The sequence below is a fragment of the Pseudomonas sp. CGJS7 genome (genome assembly GCF_036961695.1).
Genome location: NZ_JBAMDI010000038.1, coordinates 41,075 through 59,123, shown reverse-complemented (window position 1 = coordinate 59,123; position 18,049 = coordinate 41,075). Strand labels below are relative to the sequence as shown.

The window sequence follows — 18,049 nt, the reverse complement described above, 5'->3', positions numbered from 1 at the left end:
AAGAAGCGTTCTCTATTGGCTGCATTGGGCCGCGCTCTATTCGCTGGATTCACCGATCACTGCGAGCACGCGGCGGGTTGATCGGGCTCATCGGAATACAACGCCGAGAATCCGGCCGGCATCACCCGCGGCATCTTCTGCAACGGCGGTTTCACCGTCGGAAAAAACTCGCGCTGCCATTGCGCGGCGAGCGCGGCCGCGGCCGGTTCCAGGTTGGCGTAACGCGATTCGGGACGATCGGTGGGGCGGCCGGCCAGACGGCCGATCAGAATCCGCATCGCCCGCGCCTTGGTCGGGTCGTTGGCGATCAATCCGGTCAGCGGCGAGGAGTTGTCGCTGTAGGCGACCATCAGATCGAACACCGCCGGCAGATAGCCGGCTTCGAACGACAACTGCAGCATGTTGCCGGCCTCCGAACGCCAGCGATCGAACTCGGGCGAGTTCATGTGCGAGTAGTCGACCAGCACCGAATCGCCGCGCGCGTAGCGGTACATCGCTTCCGGCTCGCCGGCCAGCGCGGCCTGGCGCAGATAGTGGTTGCCTTGTTTCCACGAATCGGCCGGCGTGTTGCGGCATTCGGCCAGCATCTGCCGCGCGCGGTTTTCCAGCTTGGTCATGTAGGCGCGTTGATCCGGCGGCAGATCCGGGCGCGAGTTTTCCTCGGCCGCGGCCAGCATTTGTTCGGCCGCCGAAGTGTCGGTGCAGCGCAGCAGTTCCATGCCGAGCTGGCACGAGGCGCGACTGTCGCCGGCGTCGGCGCGGCCTTTGAGTTCGGCCAACTGGGGATTGCGATAGTTGTCGCGGATCGGCTCGATCTTGCGCGGTGTGTCGACGGGCGGAACCGAAGTTGTCGGCTGTGCTTGCGGCGTTGGCTCCTGCGCGCTGGCGTCCGGCGCGGCGCTCGCCGCCTGCGGCGCGCTCGCGCGCCAGTACTGCCAGCCCGCCAATGCGGCGGCGATCGCGATCAGGCCCACCACCAGGCCCCGGGTTTTCACTGCCATTGCCGCTTACCGTCCTTCTTCATGGCCGATCCGGGCGTAGCATGCCTGCAATCGACCCCTGGATTGGAGTCCGCGCATGCAATACCGACGATTGGGTTCATCCGGCTTGCAGATATCGGCGCTGTCCTTCGGCGCCTGGGTCACCTTCGGCGCGCAGATCGGCCGCGACACCGCGCGCGAACTGATCGCCGCGGCCTGGGACCGCGGAATCAATTTCTTCGACAACGCCGAAGGCTATGCCAACGGCGAGGCCGAGCGGGTGATGGGCGAGGCGATCGCCGATCTGGGCCTGCCGCGCGATGGTTATTGCGTCTCCAGCAAAGTGTTTTTCGGCGCGCACGAACAACCGCGGCCGACCCAGAAAGGGCTGTCGCGCAAGCACGTCGCCGAAGCCTGCCACGCCGCGCTGCGGCGGCTGCGGGTGGAGCATCTGGATCTGTACTTCTGCCATCGCCCCGATCCCGACACGCCGGTGGAGGAAACGGTGTGGGCGATGGATACGCTGATCCGTCAGGGCAAGGTGCTGTACTGGGGCACTTCGGAATGGCCGGCGGCGCTGATCCGCGAAGCGCACAAAGCCGCGCGCGCTCATCATCTGCACGCGCCGAGCATGGAGCAGCCGCAATACAACCTGCTGCACCGCGAGCGGGTCGAACTGGAATACGCGCCGCTGTACGCCGAGCTGGGCCTGGGCACGACGATCTGGTCGCCGCTGGCCTCGGGCCTGCTGACCGGCAAATACAGCGCCGGCTTCGACGGCGAAAGCCGCCTGGGCCACGCCGACAAGGAATGGTTGCGGCGGGTCGCGGTGGGCAGTTCCGATCAGCGCCGGTTGCAGCGCGCCGACGCGTTCGCGGCGGTGGCGCGCGAGCTGGGCGTGGCCCCAGCGCCGTTGGCGATCGCCTGGTGCCTGCGCAATCCGCATGTGTCCAGCGCGATTCTCGGCGCCAGCCGGGTCGAGCAGCTGTTGCAGAACCTGGACGCGCTGGAACTGGCCGGGCGGATCGACGAGGCCGGTTGGCAGCGGGTGGAGGCGGCGACCGCCTGAGCGGGACCGTCAGGACGGGACCGTCAGAGCTGGACCGTCCGTCGGCCGAGCTTGCCTGGGCGGGCGTGTTCACGGGCGCGATCACAGATTCCTGTGTTTGCGTGTTGACTGGCAAATGAGAATCATTATCATCATTCGGGAGCCCACCCCCGAACGAGTCACCGCCATGTCTCTGCGCAACCCCGTGCTGCAGCTCAAGCCCCGTACCGATCGTTCCCTGACCGCCGTCGCCGCGCCCGTCGCCGCCGTGGCCCCGGCTTCCGCCGCGGCCGTGACGTCTGCCGTCGTCGCCGCCGCCCAGGGCGTTCTGATCGAAAGCACCGCGCTGCTGCGCGGCGCGCGCGAGGTGCTGATCCGCCACGGCGGCGAGGTTTACCGCCTGCGTCACACCCGCAACGACAAGTTGATCCTGACCAAGTAATCCCGCGTAACACGCGTCCCGGCCAAGCCCGTCCAGCACCCTGCTGGTCAGGCCGAACCGAGCGCCAGCAGCTGTCGACGGCTCCCTCTCCCCAACCGATTCGACCGCCTCGCCCCGGACTGGTTTGCAGTCCAGCAGGCTCCAGCGGCCCCGACCGGCCCGCCGCAGCTCTGGCAAACGCCGCAACGCCCGCGTCATCGCCCGCCGTGCCCGGTCCCCCGGGCGCGGCGAGCGCACAGGCCCTCAGCGGCCCGCCAGCACCTTCTCTCTCCAAGGCTGCCAGCCCCATTCGTTTCGGATGCCAGCTCGCCTAGGTCTCACCTCTCATCCGAGTCGAAGCATGTCCCGCGTCCAATTCCAGGCAACGCCTGCACGATCCACCTCCCTCCGCATTCCGGCGCGTTCCGCGCTGGCCCTGGCCGTGGTGCTGGCCTTGCCGGCCGCGCACGCCGCCGAAGCGCCCGATGCGGCCGCGGCCGAGGTCAACGAACTCAACCGCGTGGTGGTCAGCGCCACCCGCACCGAGCGTCAGGTCCAGGACGTGCCGGCCACGGTCAACGCGATCGACCGCGAGCGCATGGACAACGAAATGGTCCGCAACGTGCGCGATCTGTTCCGTTATGAGCCCGGCATCGACGTCGGCGCCAACCGCGACCGTTTCGGCCTGGGCGACATCCGCATCCGCGGCCTGGGCGGCAACCGCGTGCGCGTGCTGGTCGACGGCGTGTCGGTGTCCGACAGCTTCCTGATCGGCAGCTTCTCCAACGCCGGGCGTAATTTCGTCGATCTGGATACGGTCAAGGAAGTCGAAGTGGTGCGCGGCCCGAGCAGCGCCCTGCACGGTTCCGACGCGCTCGGCGGGGTGGTGTCGTTCGTGACCAAGGATCCGGGCGACTATCTCAAAGACGGCGCCAAGACCTACTTCGGCCTCAAACTGGGCGTGGAGAGCCAGAACGAAGGCCTGTACGGCGGCGCCACCGCGGCCTTCGGCGGCGAGCGCTGGTCCGGACTGGTGGTGGTCAACCATCACCAAGGCCAGGAGACCGAAAACAAGGGCACCCGCGACTCCCTCGACGGCAGCCGCACCAAGCCCAACCCGCAGAACAGCGACGGCCGCAGCCTGCTGACCAAGCTGGTGTACGCCCCCAGCGAAAACCAGCGTTTCCGCCTGACCGTGGAAGGCAGCGAAGACCAGACCGACACCGAAGTGTTCACTGCGCGCGGTACCGCGTTGTCGATGCCCGGCGCGCCGGCGGTGCGGGTGTTGTCGCAGAACGGCGACGATCATCAGACCCGCGCGCGGGTGTCGTTCGCGCACGAAATCGATTCGCTCGACAGCGTGCTGGCCGATTCGCTGCGTTGGCAGGTTTACCGCCAGGACAGCGAGACCACCCAGCGCACCCGCGAGGAGCGCGTCAATGTGTCGAACAATCCTTCTCCGACCCTGCGCCTGCGCGAATTCAACTTCGACCAGCGCGTGTACGGCGCCGAAGCCACCGCGCACAAGGACTTCGCCACCGGTTCGGTCGAACACACCCTGACCTACGGCTTCGAATACGAGCACACCGACTTCCGCCAGAAGCGCGACGGCCGCGCGATCAATCTGACCACCGGCGCGGTCAGCAACACGATTTCGCCCGACACCTTCCCGGTGCGCGATTTCCCGGTTAGCCAGACCCGCAACGCCGGCGTGTTCGTGCAGGACGAAATCCGCTTCGCCGACGGCAAGTTCCGGCTGGTGCCGGCGGTACGCGTGGACCGTTACGAATTGCGGGTCAAGCCCGATGCGATCTTCACCACCGACAACCCGGGCGTGAAGGTCAGCGATCTGAGCAAGACCAGCGTTTCGCCCAAGCTCGGCGCGGTCTGGCACTTCGCCGAAGACTGGTCGCTGTACGGCGGCTATCAGCGCGGCTTCCGCGCGCCGCCCTACAACGACGTCAATCTGGGCTTCACCAACCTGCAGTTCGGCTACACCGCCATCCCCAACCCGAACCTCAAGCCCGAGACCAGCGACGGCTACGAGCTGGGCCTGCGCTTCAGCGGCAAGGCGGTGTACGCGCAGTTGTCGGGTTACTACAACGACTACAAGGACTTCATCGAATCCAGCCGTCAGGTCAGCGCGCCGCCGCAGACGCCGCTGATCGTGTTCCAGTCGCAGAACGTGGCCAAGGCGCGCATCCGCGGCGTCGAGTTGCGCGGCGGGGTGGACTTCGGCGAGCTGTCGCCGTCGCTGGCCGGTTGGTCGACGCGTTTCGCCGCGGCCTACAGCAAGGGCGAGGACAAGACCGCCGACCGTCCGCTGGAATCGATCGCGCCGCTGACCGCGACCGTCGGCGTGGCCTACGACCGCGACGTCTGGGGCGTGGAGCTGGCCGGCCGTTTCGCCAAGCGCAAGAGCGATCTGCCGGCGCCCAACCGCTTCGCCGCGCCCGGTTACGGCGTGCTCGATCTGCTGGCGCACTGGAACTTCGCGCCGGGCGCCAAGTTCAACGTCGGCGTGTTCAATCTCGGCGACAAGAAGTATTGGGACAACGGTGATATCCCGGGCACCCTCGCCGCCACCAGCACCGTGCTGGACCGCTACAGCGCGCCGGGCCGCAACGTCGGCGCCAGCGTCGCGGTGAGCTGGTAAACCGTGCGCGCGCTGTCGCTCATCGCCGCTACCGCGCTGGCCAACGTCGGATCGGCCCGCGCCGGTTTGCCGTCGCCGGAACGGTTGGCGGCGGTGGCGACGGTGTTGTGCGTGCACCCGCGCCGCCATCGCGACGCGCTGGACGGCTGGCTGGCGGCGTGCAGCGCCGAACGGGTCAGTCGCCAGGACGGCGACAACGCCTGCGAAGCGCTGTTGTTCCGCGACGCCGCCGGGCGGGTGTGCTGGCGTTTGTACCTGTTGCCCGACAGCGATTTTCTCGCTTGGGACGACGCTGCCGCCGAGTTGCCCGCGCACAGCGGCGGCGAAGCGCGCAGCGGCCTGTGGGCGCGTTTGCGTCGTCGCTGGCTGCGCCGTCTGCGCGGACGCTGGCAGGCGCAGGTGCTGCGCTTGCAGGTGCTGCGCGACGACGCCGGCCATTGCGTGTTGTTGGCCGACGGCGCCGAGCTGTCGGCGCTGGGCCACGCGCGCGCGCAACGCATCGCCGCGGGCGAGGGCGCGCGCCTGCAAGCGCGGGCCGATGTCTGCTGCTGCATGGCCTCGGGCCTGCGCGACGGCGCCGGGCCCGCGCACGCGTGAGATCGCTTCCTTCCTTTCTTTCCAAAGCCATAGAGCCACCGAGTTCAACCATGACCCTTATGTCCCACCGCGCCAGCCTGCTGGCGATCTGCCTGTCGTTCAGCCCGCTGGCGCTGGCCCAATCCGCCCCCGCCGCGCAGGCGCCGTCGATCGAGCGCGACCGCGCCTCGATTCTGGCGATGCAGGGCGAGTACATCGTCGACTTCGCCTTCGACGAAACCGTGCTGCTCAAGCCCGGCTACGAGCGCGCGCCGGCGATGCGCAGCGGCGGCAACGAGACCGTGATCGTGGTCGAGGACACCCCGACCAAGCTGGTGTTGCAGCACATCCTGGTCGACGGCAAGAGCGGCCACGTGACCAAGCACTGGCGCCAGGACTGGACCTTTGAGGCGCCGCAACGCTTCGAGTTCAGCGCCGATCAGACCTGGCACGTGCGCAAGATCCCGGCCGAGCTCAACCGCGGCGCCTGGACCCAGTGCGTCTTCGAAGTCAGCGACGCGCCGCGCTACTGCGGCACCGGCCGCTGGGACTACCACAACAACGTCGCCACCTGGACCAGCGATTCGAGCTGGCGCCCGTTGCCGCGCCGCGAGTACACCAAGCGCAGCGACTACAACGCGGTCGCCGCGATCAACCGCCACACCATCACCCCCAACGGCTGGACCCACGAGCAGTTCAACACCAAGGTGCTGCGCAAGCCCGACGGCAGCCAGGAAGAGTTGGCGCGCGAGTTCGGCTTCAACGATTACCAGAAGACCAAGGACGTCGACTTCAAGCCGGCCTACAAGTACTGGGAAGCTACCCAGGGCTATTGGGCCAAGGTCCGCGCGCATTGGGACCGCTACCTGGGCCGCGCACCGGGCGTGCTGCTCAAGACCAAGGTCGATGGCATGGCGATGATCATTCCGCTGTTCGAGCAAGCCGGAAAGCTGGAGAAAGGCCAGAAGGTCGCCGACAAGGACATCGACGCGGTGTTCGCCAAGTGGGTGACCGCGGCGCCGGCGGAGTGACGCGGCGGCGCTGATCGCCGCCCAGGATTGCCGGCGCGGGCCGCGAAGGAACGCGGGATGCCGGATCGATGATCGGAACAGGCCGGGCAGGATGCCCGGCCTTTTTCTTGGGGCGGGTATCGCATGTTGGCGGATCGGTCGAATCGGCTTGCGTCGACGATCTAGTAGACGCGTGCCGCGGAGTGGCCGGTCCAGCCGCGTCACTTTCATACCCGTCATTCCGGCGAAAGCCGGAATCCATTTTGACGTTGCTGTTGCTGTTGCCGTTGCTGCCCCAGAGTTTCAAGCAAGAGCAAGATCAAAATGGATTCCGGCTTTCGCCGGAATGACGGTGGTGTGGGTTTTTCGGCGTCGCGTCGCGTCGCGTCGCGTCGCGGTAGCGGTAGCGGTAGCGGCGTGTGCCCGCGGGAACTCCGTTGGGCACCGACGCCTACCCCGAACCCCGCATCGATTCGCTCAATCGACGCGAGACATATAGATATGCGTGCCCCCGGCCGAAGCCCACCGCGGCGGTGCCGGCGGCGCGGGCGGTATCGGCATCGCGCTGCTCTTGCCCGGAACCGGCGGCGGAGGCGGCGCAGGCGCTTTCGGCGGTGCGGGCGCCGCAGGCACAGGCGCGGTCGGAGGCAACGGCGGAGCCGGAGGCGCGGGCGGCGCAGGGGGCGCAGGGGGCACCCAGGCCACCGCCTTGGGCACGGTGAGCTTGAGCTTGGCGGCGGTGCGGTCGCGCAAGTAACCGACGTCCACCTGAGTGCCTTCGGGCTTGTCGCGCAATGCGTCCATCGCCTCGCGCGGCGTGGCCACCGCGCGGCCGCCGATGCTTTGGATCACATCGCCGGCTTCCAAACCGCCGAGCTTCGGCCCCGCGCTGAGCACCAGCACGCCGCGTTGGGTGCCGAAGTAGCGGCCCAGCTTGGCGTCGACGGTGGCCAGATTCAGGTCGTTCCAGCGCAGCGCCTCGCTGATCAGCGGCAGCGTGCAGGGTTTGCCCTTGCAGTCCTGGTCGGGGCCGATGCGGTAGATCTCGGTGCGCACCCGTGGCGCGATCGCCGCGGTGTGTTCGATCGAATTGGCGCTGACGTCCAGCGTGCCGTCCTCGGAATGCATGATTTTGACCCGGCCGCTGGCGACCATCTGCGAACCGTCGGCGTTCTCGAACACCATCACCCGCTCGCCGATCCGCGGGGTGACATCGACCTTGGCTTCGCGGCCGTCGCGCAGGTAGCCGATGCGGGTGGTCTTGCCGGCTTGCAGCCCGCTCAGCAGCGCGCGCGCGCCGAGCAGGCGGGCGTCGCCGTCCTTGCCGGCGATGGCCTTGCCGTCGACCGCGATCAAGCGGTCGCCGCTGCGCAATCCGGCCTGCGCGGCGGCGCTGCCGGGGGTAACCGCGACGATGCCGACGCCCTTGTTGTCGTCCGGCGCCAGGATCACGCCGAGTTGCGGGCCGCGGATGTCGTCGCGGATCAACACCGGCTTGGCGACCGGGTCGGGCAGGCCGCCGGGCGTGCGCGCGCTGCCGGGCATCGGCAGCACGTGCGGACGCGCCTGGGCGAACAGCACCGCGCCGCTGGCGGCCGGATGGATCAGCACGGTGCGGTGATAGCTGCGCGCCGGCGGCGCATCGGCCGGCGCCGTGCTCGGGGCGGCGAGCGCGCCGCCGATCGCGGCGAACAACAGCGCGGGAAGCAAGCGGATATGGGACATGAGGATCTCCGTTACGCGAATTCGTTGAGACAGACAGGCATCAGTCGACCCGCACCAGCGCGTCGCCGTAGCGTTCGCCGTGCGCGGCCAGCCAGCGCTGGGTGCTTTCCACACCGGCCAGCGAACGCAGCGCGCCGACGCGTTGTTGCCACAGCGCCAGGCGTTGTTCGGGCGACAGCGCGGCGTCGATCAGGCCGGCGTCGATCAGGCCCAGCCGTTGGTCGAGATCGGCGCTCATCACCGTGGCGCTGGCATTGCCGACGCGTTCGTCGCGGGTCAGCGCGACCAGGGCTTCGAGCTGGGCCGACTCGGCTTGCAGATCGCGCAGCTGGCGGGCGATGGTGTCGGCGGAGCTGTTGTCGCTGGTATCGGCGAGGCGAGTCGCGGTGTCGCCGGTCGGCGTCGCCGTGGCGTCGTCGACGCGCGACGGCGTTGAGGGACGGTTGGCCGCGGTCGCCTTGGCGATGCGTTCGGCCGCCGCGGAGGAGCGCCGCGGCGACGCGATGGCGTCGGCGGACCGATTCGGAGCGATGGGATCGGCCGTCGCCTGCCGCGTGTCCGGTGCAGCGAGAGGGCGGCGGTCGGAATCGTTCGGACTTGCGGCGCGTGGGCCGGTGTCGCTGACTGCCGGCGTCTGCACTGCGACGGCAGCGCTTGCGTCGGGCTTCGCATCGGTCGCGGTGACGGCAGTCGAAGCGGTGGGCGCGGCGGCGACCGGATCGGACGCGGGCGCCTGCGGCGTCGGCCGTTGCGCGTTCAAGGCCAACCACACACCCAGCGGCAGCGCCGCGGCCAGCATCGCCGCGATCGCCCAGCGCCGCACGGGACGGGTTGCGACTCGGCGCCGCGGCGCGGCTTGAATGTGGCGCGGCTCGGCGCGTGTCGGCGTCGGATCGGACGTCGCCTCGGCGGCGCCGGCGGTGGCGGCCAGGCTCGCGGCCATGCGCGCCCAGCCGTCGGCCGGCGGGGGTTCCTGCGGCAGCAGCGCGAACGCTTCGCCCCAGTCGCGCGGCGGATGAGAATTGCGATCAGGCATGGGCCTGCTCCGGTTCCAGCAACTGGCGCAGGCGACGGCCGCCGCGCGCGAGCTGCGATTTGGAAAAACTGGTCGACCGCTGCATCAAGGCGGCGATCTCCTCGTGGGTATAGCCCTCGGCGTGGTACAGCCACAGCACGCTGCGGGTCGGCGCCGGCAACTGCGCCAGCGCCCGGTTCAGCGCCGCGGCGTCGGCCGCGGCCGGCGGCGGCGGAGCGCGGTCGTCGGCGAGGTATTCGTCGTCCGGCTCGGGCGCGTGTTCGTGGCGGCGCTGGCTGCGCAACCGCATCAGCGCCTCGTTGACCGCGATCTGGCGCAGCCAGCCCCAGAACGGCGTGCCGCTGCCGTCGCGGTGGCCGCGGAAGTCGCCGATCCGCGTGAACACCTTCAACATGGTCTCCTGCAGCACGTCGGTCGCGCCGTCGCGGTCGCCGCCGATCCGGATCGCCAAATTGAACACCGGCCGCTCGAACCAACGGTAGATCTGCTCGAACGCGGCGGCCTCGCCGGCGCGCACGCGCGCCAGCAACGTCTCCGGGACGTCGATGGCGAAGCTCGACGCCGGCCGGTCGGGCGCGGGGGCGGGCAGCGGCGATGGAGTCGGTTCGGGCGGCATTCCCAGACAAGGATGCGGCAAGGGCGTGAAGGGTCGCAGTCGCGGGGCTGGGCCTATACTGCGCCCATCGGACAAGGAGGGGGCGTCATGGGAACGGGCACCGGGCTGCTGGCGTTGATCGTGGTATTCGCAGGCGTGGTCCTGCTGTTCAAGACCGTGCGCATGGTGCCGCAGGGCTATCAATGGACGGTCGAGCGGTTCGGCCGCTACACCCACACCATGGACCCGGGCCTGCATTTCCTGGTGCCGGTGATCTACGGCGTCGGCCGCAAGATCAACATGATGGAACAGGTGCTGGAAGTGCCCAGCCAGGACGTGATCACCAAGGACAATGCGGTGGTCAAGGTCGACGGGATCGTGTTTTTCCAGGTCCAGGATGCGGCCAAGGCCGCGTACGAAGTCGCGCAGCTGGAAATCGCGATCCTCAACCTGGTCATGACCAACATCCGCACCGCGATCGGTTCGATGGACCTGGACGAATCGCTGTCCAAGCGCGATGAGATCAACACCAAGGTGCTCAACGCGGTCGACGCGGCCACCCACCCCTGGGGCCTGAAGGTCAACCGGATCGAGCTCAAGGACATCCAGCCGCCGCGCGATCTGGTCGATTCGATGGCCCGGCAGATGAAGGCCGAACGTGAGAAGCGCGCCAACATTCTGGAAGCCGAGGGCCACCGCCAATCGGAAATCCTGCGCGCCGAGGGCGACAAGCAGGCCGCGATCCTGGAAGCCGAAGGCAAGCGCGAGGCCGCGTACCGCGAAGCCGAGGCGCGCGAACGCCTGGCCGAGGCCGAAGCCAAGGCGACCCAGCTGGTCTCCGACGCGATCGCTTCGGGCAACGTGCAGGCGATCAACTACTTCATCGCGCAGAAGTACATCGAAGCGTTCAAGTCGCTGGCCGAAGCGCCGAACCAGAAGTTCGTGATGATGCCGATGGAGTCGGCCGGGGTGATCGGCTCGCTGGCGGGCATCGCCGAATTGGCCAAGGACGCGCTGGCCAACCAACAAAGCCAGACCGGCGCCCGTCCGGCGCCGCGCAGCGGAGGCTGAGCCATGTCGTGGAGCTGGCAGACCATCGGTTGGGCGGCGATCGCGCTGCTGCTGTTCGCGGCCGAAGCGCTGGCGCCCGGCGCGTTCATGCTGTGGCTCGGGCTGGCCGCGGCCGCGGTGTTCCTGCTGGTGCTGGCGTTTCCCGATCTGACCGTGCTGGCCCAGGTCGCCGCGTTCGTGCTGCTGAGCTTCGCCTCGATCCAGGTCTACCGGACCTGGTTCCGCGGCCGCGAGCGGCAGAGCGACCAACCGCTGTTGAACCGCCGCGCCGAGCAACTGGTCGGGCGGGTGGTGCCGCTGGAACGCGGCATCGTTCAGGGACGCGGGCGGGTGCAGATCGCCGATGCGTTCTGGGACGTGAGCGGGCCGGAGCTGGAAGCCGGCGCGATGGTGCGGGTGGTCGCCACCGACGGCATGACCCTGCGGGTCGAGCCGGCGAGTTGAACGATGACCGCCGCGCGCGCCAGGCCGGTTGCGATCGAGCAGGCTTTCGCCAAGCGGGCCTGGACGCGTCGCGCGTTCGCCGAGCGCGTAGGTAGCGCAGGCGTCTTTCCCAATAACCATGTTCCGACCCGGCGCGCGCTGGCCCAGCGGGCGTTGCGTGCATCGGCGATGTCGGCCTGCCTGGTCGTGTTGTCCGGCACCTGCATCGCCGCCACGGCCTCGCCGTTTGCCCAGGCCGCGCCCACCGCTCAGACCGCGCCCGCCGCGCAAGCGGCGTCGCGGCCCGCGCATTCCGCGTCGGTCGAGCCGAAGGCCGGCGCAGGCGACTGGATCGGCCGGGTCGTGCCGCCGTATCCGGACGGCTACAAATCCAACACCGGCGGCTGCGTCGGCAGCGGCCGCAGCGCCGAGCAGATCTGCGCGCGCAGCATCGGCACCATCGACGATGCCGAAGACCGCTCGTTGAAGTTCTACGCCGGCGAACTGGTCGGCCGGATCGGCAACGAGGCGCGCTGGAAGATCACCGACGTGGTGCCGTATCCGAAGCTGCAACGCGGCGAGCGCGTGTCGATGTCGACCTGCATGATCGACGGCGTCAACGACCCCGGCGTGATCGCCATCGTCGACACCGCGGTGGAAGGCGCCGATGCGCGCGAGATGTTCGATGCGGTGCGCTGGGCGGTGAAGCTGGACCGGCGCAAGGGCCGCTTCATTACGGTCAAGCCAACCGAAGTAAGCTGTTACAACGAAGGCGCCGAAGGGGAATAAACCCGGCACCGCCTTCCCCGCGCATCGCCCGTTTTTTGCCGTCGCGCCGCCCGCGTTTTGTAGCAGCGGCGCAAGCCGCGACCGCGTCAATGAAGTAACTGCGCCCGGGTGAAATCGCGCCGCCGTCCGCGTTTTCGCGGTCGCAGCTCGCGCAGCGCCTACCGTCGGATTTGCAGTCGCGTCGCGGCCGGGCTGCTGCCTGTAGGAGCGGCGCAAGCCGCGACCGCGAAATCACAGTTACGCCGCCATCCGCCCGATACACCGCCACTCGCACGCTCCCACGCAAGCACCATGCGGCTGCGTACCCACGATTCAGCCCACGCCGATCCGCCGCGCGCCGCGCGCTTCTGGGATAATCGCCGGCTCCCACCCCCATCAGCAGGCCACGCCCCCATGAGCCAGAAGACCATCCTCAACGACGCCCACCGCGCACTCGGCGCCAAGATGGTGGATTTCGGCGGCTGGGACATGCCGATCAGTTACGGCTCGCAGATCGAGGAACACCATCAGGTGCGTCGCGACGCCGGCATGTTCGACGTCAGCCACATGACCGTGGTCGATCTGCGCGGCGCGCGCGTGCGCGATTTCCTGCGCAATCTGGTCGCCAATTCGGTCGACAAGCTGCAGAAGTCCGGCAAGGCGCTGTACACCTGCATGCTCAACCCCAACGGCGGCGTGATCGACGATCTGATCGTCTATTTCCTCGATGAGCAGTACTTCCGCCTGGTGGTCAACGCCGCCACGCGCGAGAAGGATCTGGCCTGGATCGGTGAGCAGGCCAAAGCGTTCGAGGTGTCGGTGACCGAGCGTCCGGAACTGGCGATGATCGCGGTGCAGGGCCCGAACGCGCGCGAAAAGGTGATCGGCCTGCTGCGCGAGGAAGACCGCGCGCGGATCGGCAAGCTCGGCAAATTCGTCGCCGGCGAGGCCCAGACCGCCGACGGCATCGCGCTGTTCATCGCCCGCACCGGCTACACCGGCGAAGACGGTTTCGAAGTGGTGGTGCCGGAAGACCGCGCGGTCGCGCTGTGGGACGCGTTGCTCGCGGCCGGGGTCAAGCCGGCCGGCCTCGGCGCGCGCGACACCCTGCGCCTGGAAGCGGGCATGAATCTGTACGGCCAGGACATGGACGACACCGTGTCGCCGTATGAAGCCGCGCTGGCCTGGACCGTGGCCCTGGACGCCAACGCCGAAGGCCTGGCGCGCGAGTTCATCGGCCGCGGCCCGCTGCAGCAGCAGAAGGACAGCGGCGCCGCGCGCCAGATGATCGGCCTGGTGATGGACGAGAAGGGCGTGCTGCGTCACGGCCAGAAAGTGCTGACCGCTTACGGCGACGGCGAAATTCTTTCCGGCACCTTCTCGCCGACCCTGGGCAAGTCGATCGCCTTCGCCCGCGTGCCCGCCGGCGAGATCGCGCTGGGCGCGGCCGGCAACGTGCGCGTGGACATCCGCGGCAAGGAAGTGCCGGTGCGGGTGGTGAAGTTCCCGTTCGTGCGCGACGGACAGGCGCAGGACGGCGTGCTGGCGTGAGCGCCGCGGCCGCCATCGAGATCGACTACTACTTCAGCCTGATCTCGCCTTACGCCTACCTGGGCCACGCACCGGTGCTCGCGCTCGCGCGCGAGACCGGCGCGCGGCTGGTCTACAAGCCGGTGCGGATCTTCGAACTGTTCGCGGCCAACGGCGGGCTGCCGTTGGGCCAGCGCGCGCCGGCGCGTCAGCGCTACCGCTTGATCGAGCTGCAGCGCGCGCGTGCGCAGCGCGGGCTGCCGCTGAATCTGTCGCCGAAGTTCTTCCCGGTCGATCCGGGCCTGGCCGACCGCTGCGCGATCGCCCTGTGCGACGCCGGCCGCGACCCGGCCGCGTACATGGACGGCGCGTTCCGGGCGATCTGGGCCGAGGACCGCGATCTGGCCGATCGCGGCGTGATCGCGCAGCTGTTGCGCGATCACGGTCACGATGCCGATGCGATCCTCGCCGCGGCCGACAGCGACGCGGTCGCCGCCCGCTACCAGGCCCACACCGCCGCGGCCATCGCCGCCGACTTGCCGGGCTTGCCCGGTTACGTGTGGCGCGAGGAACCGTTCTGGGGGCAGGACCGGGTCGAGGCGCTGCGCGAGGCGTTGCTGAGCGGGCGCGAACCGTTCGGGACCGGCGCTCGCTGATACTGGGCGCGCCGTCGACGATTCGGCGCGGCCGACCATCCGCCGCCGCTTGTCGTCCGGATCGATTCAGTCTATGCCGAGGCCGCGCGCCGATCCGCCCGCGGCGATCGAAATCGCGCACCGCCCGCCACTTGCGCGAGGTATCTGCGATTGTGCTTCGCTTGTTCCGCCCCGAATTTGGTTCCGCCGCGACACTCCGACCGCATCCCCCCTCCCATGGCGCGCCAGCATGTTTAAACTACGCGCCACTACCCGCCGCTCCCTGCAACGTTCGAGGCCCCTGCCATGAGTGAAATTCCCGGCGATCTGAAGTTCATGAAGTCCCACGAGTGGGCCCGCGTCGAAGGCGACGGCAAAGTCACCGTCGGCATTTCCGACCACGCCCAGGGCCTGCTCGGCGACCTGGTCTACGTCGAACTGCCCAACGTCGGCGACCGCGTCGAGGCCGGCAACGCCAGCGCCGTGGTCGAGTCGGTCAAGGCCGCCTCCGACGTCTACGCGCCGGTCTCCGGTACCGTGACCTCGGTCAACACCGCGCTGGCCGACAAGCCGGAAACGATCAACGAAGACGCTTACGGCGAAGGCTGGATCTACACCGTCGAAATCGACGAGCCCGATCAGCTCAACGAGCTGCTGGCGCCCGACGACTACGCCGAGCTGCTCGAAGAAGACGACCACTGATCCATCCGCCACGGCCGGCGACGGCCCTGGCCGACGGGGAGCGCAGACCGGACCGCGACGCGGCACCGGACTCGCTCCCCGTTTTAGTTTGCGCGGCCGCCTCGCGCGGTCGGTCCGCGAACGCGGGTCGGCCGGCGCGCTCGCCGTCGGCATCGGCGATGCAGCCGGCGTCCGTCGACGGCGGTCGCGGGCGAGGTGTCGCCAGCGACGCGGGTGTGCCTTGCGGCGACGTCGGGCCGAGGTGGTCGAATGCGAATCCAAGGTGGCAATGCGCGCGAGGCGCGCGATCGCGCGGCGCGCGGGCGTCGCCAGGCGAGGGCGCTGACGTCCTCGCGAGCGGGCAGTTGAATCGTCGAACCTCACCAAGAGCACAAGCCGGAGGACGACCGGATGGGGACCGTCGCGACGGGTTCGAGGGTCGGCGAGTCGCATTGCGTGGCGATGGGCCGAACGCCCACGCGGTCGTCGCGCTCGCTCGCCTTAGTCGCTACGAATCCTCGGTGAAATACCTGCCGAACGCTTGCGACGCTCGCTGGCGCGAGTGGTGCGGGCGCGGTTTTTTTGCACGCGATTCGGCCAGGCGCCATCGATCCGTAGCGACGACTCGCGGCGACCAGAACCACCGCGCCGTCGGCAGCGGCGATGGATGACGCAAGCGCCCGGCGTCGTCGTGAAAGCGTGTATCCCGCGTGAAGGCCCGCGGCGATCGCGGGCTTGGGCAGGGCGGAGCGAACGCGCTGCGAAGCGGTCGTCGCAACACACGCGCCGCCACTTTCGCGTGGCGATTGCTCGCCCCGCGGATTCGCCCGCGCCGATGCGGCGACAGGATTCCGACATCGGCGCCGCGCGTCGCCGCCGCCATCGAGCGACCCGCGCGCGGATCGGCGTAAACGCTTTCCGACTCGGCGCGCGTGCGAACGACGACGCGCGACCGTGCCGTCCGGGCAGACGAACGGTAGCTGCGTGCGCGCCGCGACCGACGCGGGACGGCGTCGATGCGCGCGGTCCACGCTCGCGCGTCGCCGCGTTCTCGACCGCCTCGCTCGGGTATCGGAAGACGCGTTCGCGGTCTCCCGCGCCCCGTCGCCGACGCGCGCGGCGGCGTTCGAGCGGTCGTCGCGGCCGAAAAAAGTTCGCGCACTTTCGCGCAATCGGGCTTGTGCGACGCGAAATCCGGGACCGCCGCGAAGAGGAATTTTTTCTTCCGGTACAGGTCGCCGAGGACGCCTTCGACGCGTCGGCGAACGCGCGCGCGGTTTCGAAAAAAAATCGAATCGAAAAAAGTCAGTGCGCTGAAACCCGCGCCACGCTTGGGTTTCAGCGATGTCGATCGAAACGCGTTGTCGCGTCGTCGATGCGCGCGCGCGATCGGCGACGGCGCGCGCGCGGTCGGCGGCGGCGCGGTTCCGGGTTTGGGTCCGGAAAAAAAATCGCCGGGGTTGTTGACAGTCAGAAAAAGCGTGATTAGGTTTCGCCCAGCAGACGCTTCCTGCCAAGAGAGTGAGAAAACCCAGCGCGACAACACGCAGCACAATTCGAACCTCCGCCCGGACAATCAAAACGGTGGACGCAGGGTTCGCTTCCTCTGCAGAAATGTTGGCCACGCTCTCTTCGCCGATGACATCCAAATCCCTGATGACATCGTTGGCGTCCTGCTTCCAGCAACCCGGTTCGCATTCGGCGGCCCGGGTTTTTGTTTGGCCGCCCCGTTTCGCGGCCTGCCACGCCCGCCCTTCCGGCGGGTACGCCATCGGTCCTGCCGCCGCCACGGCCGGACGCGATCCCCGATCCGTTCCGACGCGCCCAGCGCGCCGGCGGTTGCACGCGGGTCCGACTCCCGCGGCTCTGCCACCACAGAGTTCTTTAGTACTGGGCTTACCGCACTACCACTGATCATCCCTGATCATCACTGACGAGGAGCCATCCCATGGCCGTTAAGAAAGCTGCTAAGAAACCCTCCGCCAAGAAAGCGACCAAGAAAGTCGCCAAGAAGGCCGGCGCCAAGAAGACCGTGAAGAAGGCCGCCAAGAAGGCGGGCGCCAAGAAGGCTGTGAAGAAGACCGCCAAGAAGGCCGTCCGCAAGACCGCCAAGAAGGCCGCCAAGAAGGCCGTGAAGAAGACGGCGAAGAAGGCCGCCAAGAAGACCGCGAAGAAGGCTGCTAAGAAGGCGACCAAGAAGACCGCCAAGAAGGCTGCCAAGAAGACCGCCAAGAAGGCGGCTAAGAAGGCCCCGAAGAAGGCCGCTAAGAAGGCTGCCAAGAAGACTGCTAAGAAGGCCGCCAAGAAGGCCCCGAAGAAGGCCGCCAAGCGTCCGCGCAAGGCCAAGGCCGCTGCGATGCCGGCAACCCCGGCTCCGCTGATCTAATAAAAATCCCCGATTAGCCGTAATCAGAACTCTCTCCCCGCAGCCCAGGCGGGGGGAGAGTTTTTTTATGGGCGGGGGTTTATCGGTGGGGATGTCGCGAGAGCGGGGCGGCGCGTCTGCGGCGCGAACCCTCAGCCGCTTGGCGAATCTTCACCCGCCGTCATTCCGGCGAAAGCCGGAATCCATTTTGATCCTGCTCTTGCCCTGGCTTCGGTGAAGCAACGGCAAAGGTCACCAGCAAGATCAAAATGGATTCCGGCTTTCGCCGGAATGACGGGGTGGGGGGGGCGCTGTCGGCGCCGGAGTTGCGTGTAGCCAAAGCCGGGGCGGGGCGACTAATGACTGCTGGACCTCGCGCGCAAAGATCCCGCAACGGCTCACCTAACCTCACCGCGACCACGGCGACCACCACGACCACCACGACCACCACGACCACCACGACCACCGCGACCACCGCGACCACCGCGACCACCGCGCCTCCCGTCGGCGACCCCAGCCCCATGACACC

18 protein-coding genes are annotated in these 18,049 nt (G+C 68.5%); 12 read left to right on the top strand and 6 right to left on the bottom strand.

Features of this window, described 5'->3' with window-relative positions; all coding sequences use genetic code 11:
• Positions 1 to 56 precede the first annotated feature (56 nt).
• A complete protein-coding gene (locus V7787_RS22490; protein WP_336089652.1) occupies positions 57 to 1,001 on the bottom strand; it encodes a hypothetical protein in 945 nt (314 codons plus the stop codon).
• Between the two features lie 76 nt (positions 1,002 to 1,077).
• Here V7787_RS22490 and V7787_RS22485 point away from each other — a divergent pair, with 76 nt between their 5' ends.
• From V7787_RS22485 to V7787_RS22465, 5 genes are all read left to right on the top strand, one after another.
• A complete protein-coding gene (locus V7787_RS22485) occupies positions 1,078 to 2,049 on the top strand; it encodes an aldo/keto reductase (protein ID WP_336089651.1) in 972 nt (323 codons plus the stop codon).
• Positions 2,050 to 2,215: 166 nt separating this feature from the next.
• Positions 2,216 to 2,470, top strand: coding sequence for a hemin uptake protein HemP (gene hemP, locus V7787_RS22480; protein WP_336089649.1), 255 nt, complete (start codon positions 2,216 to 2,218; stop codon positions 2,468 to 2,470).
• Positions 2,471 to 2,810: 340 nt separating this feature from the next.
• The gene (locus V7787_RS22475) at positions 2,811 to 5,105 is read left to right on the top strand and encodes a TonB-dependent hemoglobin/transferrin/lactoferrin family receptor (RefSeq protein ID WP_336089648.1); all 2,295 of its coding nucleotides are present in this window, start codon (positions 2,811 to 2,813) and stop codon (positions 5,103 to 5,105) included.
• A 3-nt stretch (positions 5,106 to 5,108) separates the two neighbouring features.
• Positions 5,109 to 5,702: a hypothetical protein gene (locus V7787_RS22470; protein WP_336089647.1), complete on the top strand. Its 594-nt coding sequence runs from the start codon at positions 5,109 to 5,111 to the stop codon at positions 5,700 to 5,702.
• A gap of 50 nt (positions 5,703 to 5,752) precedes the next feature.
• Positions 5,753 to 6,712: a DUF6607 family protein gene (locus V7787_RS22465; RefSeq protein WP_336089646.1), complete on the top strand. Its 960-nt coding sequence runs from the start codon at positions 5,753 to 5,755 to the stop codon at positions 6,710 to 6,712.
• 456 nt (positions 6,713 to 7,168) lie between these two features.
• On the opposite strand, the gene V7787_RS22460 is transcribed toward V7787_RS22465, so the two are convergent.
• From V7787_RS22460 to V7787_RS22450, 3 genes are read right to left on the bottom strand one after another with little or no spacing between them, the layout of a single operon-like run.
• The gene (locus V7787_RS22460) at positions 7,169 to 8,416 is read right to left on the bottom strand and encodes a PDZ domain-containing protein (RefSeq protein ID WP_336089645.1); all 1,248 of its coding nucleotides are present in this window, start codon (positions 8,414 to 8,416) and stop codon (positions 7,169 to 7,171) included.
• 40 nt (positions 8,417 to 8,456) lie between these two features.
• Entirely contained in the window at positions 8,457 to 9,452 is a 996-nt protein-coding gene (locus tag V7787_RS22455) for a hypothetical protein (protein WP_336089644.1), read from the bottom strand.
• Positions 9,445 to 10,068 (bottom strand): RNA polymerase sigma factor, encoded by a 624-nt coding sequence (locus V7787_RS22450; protein WP_336089643.1) that lies wholly within the window; start codon positions 10,066 to 10,068, stop codon positions 9,445 to 9,447. The genes V7787_RS22455 and V7787_RS22450 overlap by 8 nt, the downstream gene beginning before the upstream one ends.
• An 87-nt stretch (positions 10,069 to 10,155) precedes the next feature.
• On the opposite strand from V7787_RS22450, the gene V7787_RS22445 reads away from it, so the two are divergent.
• The 6 genes from V7787_RS22445 (at position 10,156) to gcvH (ending at position 15,176) form a co-directional block, all read left to right on the top strand.
• Positions 10,156 to 11,118 carry an SPFH domain-containing protein gene (locus V7787_RS22445; protein WP_336089642.1) on the top strand — a complete coding sequence of 321 codons (963 nt, stop codon included), beginning with the start codon at positions 10,156 to 10,158 and terminating at the stop codon, positions 11,116 to 11,118.
• Between the two features lie 3 nt (positions 11,119 to 11,121).
• On the top strand, positions 11,122 to 11,562 hold the full coding sequence (locus tag V7787_RS22440; protein ID WP_336089640.1) for an NfeD family protein: 441 nt from the start codon (positions 11,122 to 11,124) through the stop codon (positions 11,560 to 11,562).
• 3 nt (positions 11,563 to 11,565) lie between these two features.
• Positions 11,566 to 12,330: a hypothetical protein gene (locus V7787_RS22435; protein WP_336089639.1), complete on the top strand. Its 765-nt coding sequence runs from the start codon at positions 11,566 to 11,568 to the stop codon at positions 12,328 to 12,330.
• Positions 12,331 to 12,723: 393 nt separating this feature from the next.
• On the top strand, positions 12,724 to 13,860 hold the full coding sequence (gcvT, locus tag V7787_RS22430; RefSeq protein ID WP_336089637.1) for a glycine cleavage system aminomethyltransferase GcvT: 1,137 nt from the start codon (positions 12,724 to 12,726) through the stop codon (positions 13,858 to 13,860).
• Positions 13,857 to 14,495, top strand: coding sequence for a 2-hydroxychromene-2-carboxylate isomerase (locus V7787_RS22425; RefSeq protein ID WP_336089635.1), 639 nt, complete (start codon positions 13,857 to 13,859; stop codon positions 14,493 to 14,495). The genes gcvT and V7787_RS22425 overlap by 4 nt, the downstream gene beginning before the upstream one ends.
• A 285-nt stretch (positions 14,496 to 14,780) precedes the next feature.
• Positions 14,781 to 15,176: a glycine cleavage system protein GcvH gene (gene gcvH / locus V7787_RS22420; RefSeq protein ID WP_336089633.1), complete on the top strand. Its 396-nt coding sequence runs from the start codon at positions 14,781 to 14,783 to the stop codon at positions 15,174 to 15,176.
• A gap of 487 nt (positions 15,177 to 15,663) precedes the next feature.
• On the opposite strand, the gene V7787_RS22415 is transcribed toward gcvH, so the two are convergent.
• Entirely contained in the window at positions 15,664 to 16,701 is a 1,038-nt protein-coding gene (locus V7787_RS22415; protein ID WP_336089632.1) for a hypothetical protein, read from the bottom strand.
• A gap of 402 nt (positions 16,702 to 17,103) precedes the next feature.
• Between V7787_RS22415 and V7787_RS22410 the strand changes: the two genes are divergently transcribed.
• Positions 17,104 to 17,541, top strand: coding sequence for a hypothetical protein (locus tag V7787_RS22410; RefSeq protein ID WP_336089630.1), 438 nt, complete (start codon positions 17,104 to 17,106; stop codon positions 17,539 to 17,541).
• A 160-nt stretch (positions 17,542 to 17,701) separates the two neighbouring features.
• Here V7787_RS22410 and V7787_RS22405 read toward each other — a convergent pair whose 3' ends face one another.
• Positions 17,702 to 18,013: a hypothetical protein gene (locus V7787_RS22405; protein WP_336089628.1), complete on the bottom strand. Its 312-nt coding sequence runs from the start codon at positions 18,011 to 18,013 to the stop codon at positions 17,702 to 17,704.
• Positions 18,014 to 18,049 lie beyond the last annotated feature (36 nt).

Coding starts and splice junctions, on each gene's coding strand:
- V7787_RS22450 (WP_336089643.1), bottom strand. CDS start 10,068: ATGCCGCCCGAACCGACTCCATCGCCGCTGCCCGCCCCCGCGCCCGAC.
- V7787_RS22485 (WP_336089651.1), top strand. CDS start 1,078: ATGCAATACCGACGATTGGGTTCATCCGGCTTGCAGATATCGGCGCTG.
- V7787_RS22440 (WP_336089640.1), top strand. CDS start 11,122: ATGTCGTGGAGCTGGCAGACCATCGGTTGGGCGGCGATCGCGCTGCTG.
- V7787_RS22455 (WP_336089644.1), bottom strand. CDS start 9,452: ATGCCTGATCGCAATTCTCATCCGCCGCGCGACTGGGGCGAAGCGTTC.
- V7787_RS22445 (WP_336089642.1), top strand. CDS start 10,156: ATGGGAACGGGCACCGGGCTGCTGGCGTTGATCGTGGTATTCGCAGGC.
- V7787_RS22435 (WP_336089639.1), top strand. CDS start 11,566: ATGACCGCCGCGCGCGCCAGGCCGGTTGCGATCGAGCAGGCTTTCGCC.
- V7787_RS22475 (WP_336089648.1), top strand. CDS start 2,811: ATGTCCCGCGTCCAATTCCAGGCAACGCCTGCACGATCCACCTCCCTC.
- V7787_RS22490 (WP_336089652.1), bottom strand. CDS start 1,001: ATGGCAGTGAAAACCCGGGGCCTGGTGGTGGGCCTGATCGCGATCGCC.
- V7787_RS22460 (WP_336089645.1), bottom strand. CDS start 8,416: ATGTCCCATATCCGCTTGCTTCCCGCGCTGTTGTTCGCCGCGATCGGC.
- gcvT (WP_336089637.1), top strand. CDS start 12,724: ATGAGCCAGAAGACCATCCTCAACGACGCCCACCGCGCACTCGGCGCC.
- V7787_RS22465 (WP_336089646.1), top strand. CDS start 5,753: ATGACCCTTATGTCCCACCGCGCCAGCCTGCTGGCGATCTGCCTGTCG.
- V7787_RS22410 (WP_336089630.1), top strand. CDS start 17,104: ATGGCCGTTAAGAAAGCTGCTAAGAAACCCTCCGCCAAGAAAGCGACC.
- gcvH (WP_336089633.1), top strand. CDS start 14,781: ATGAGTGAAATTCCCGGCGATCTGAAGTTCATGAAGTCCCACGAGTGG.
- hemP (WP_336089649.1), top strand. CDS start 2,216: ATGTCTCTGCGCAACCCCGTGCTGCAGCTCAAGCCCCGTACCGATCGT.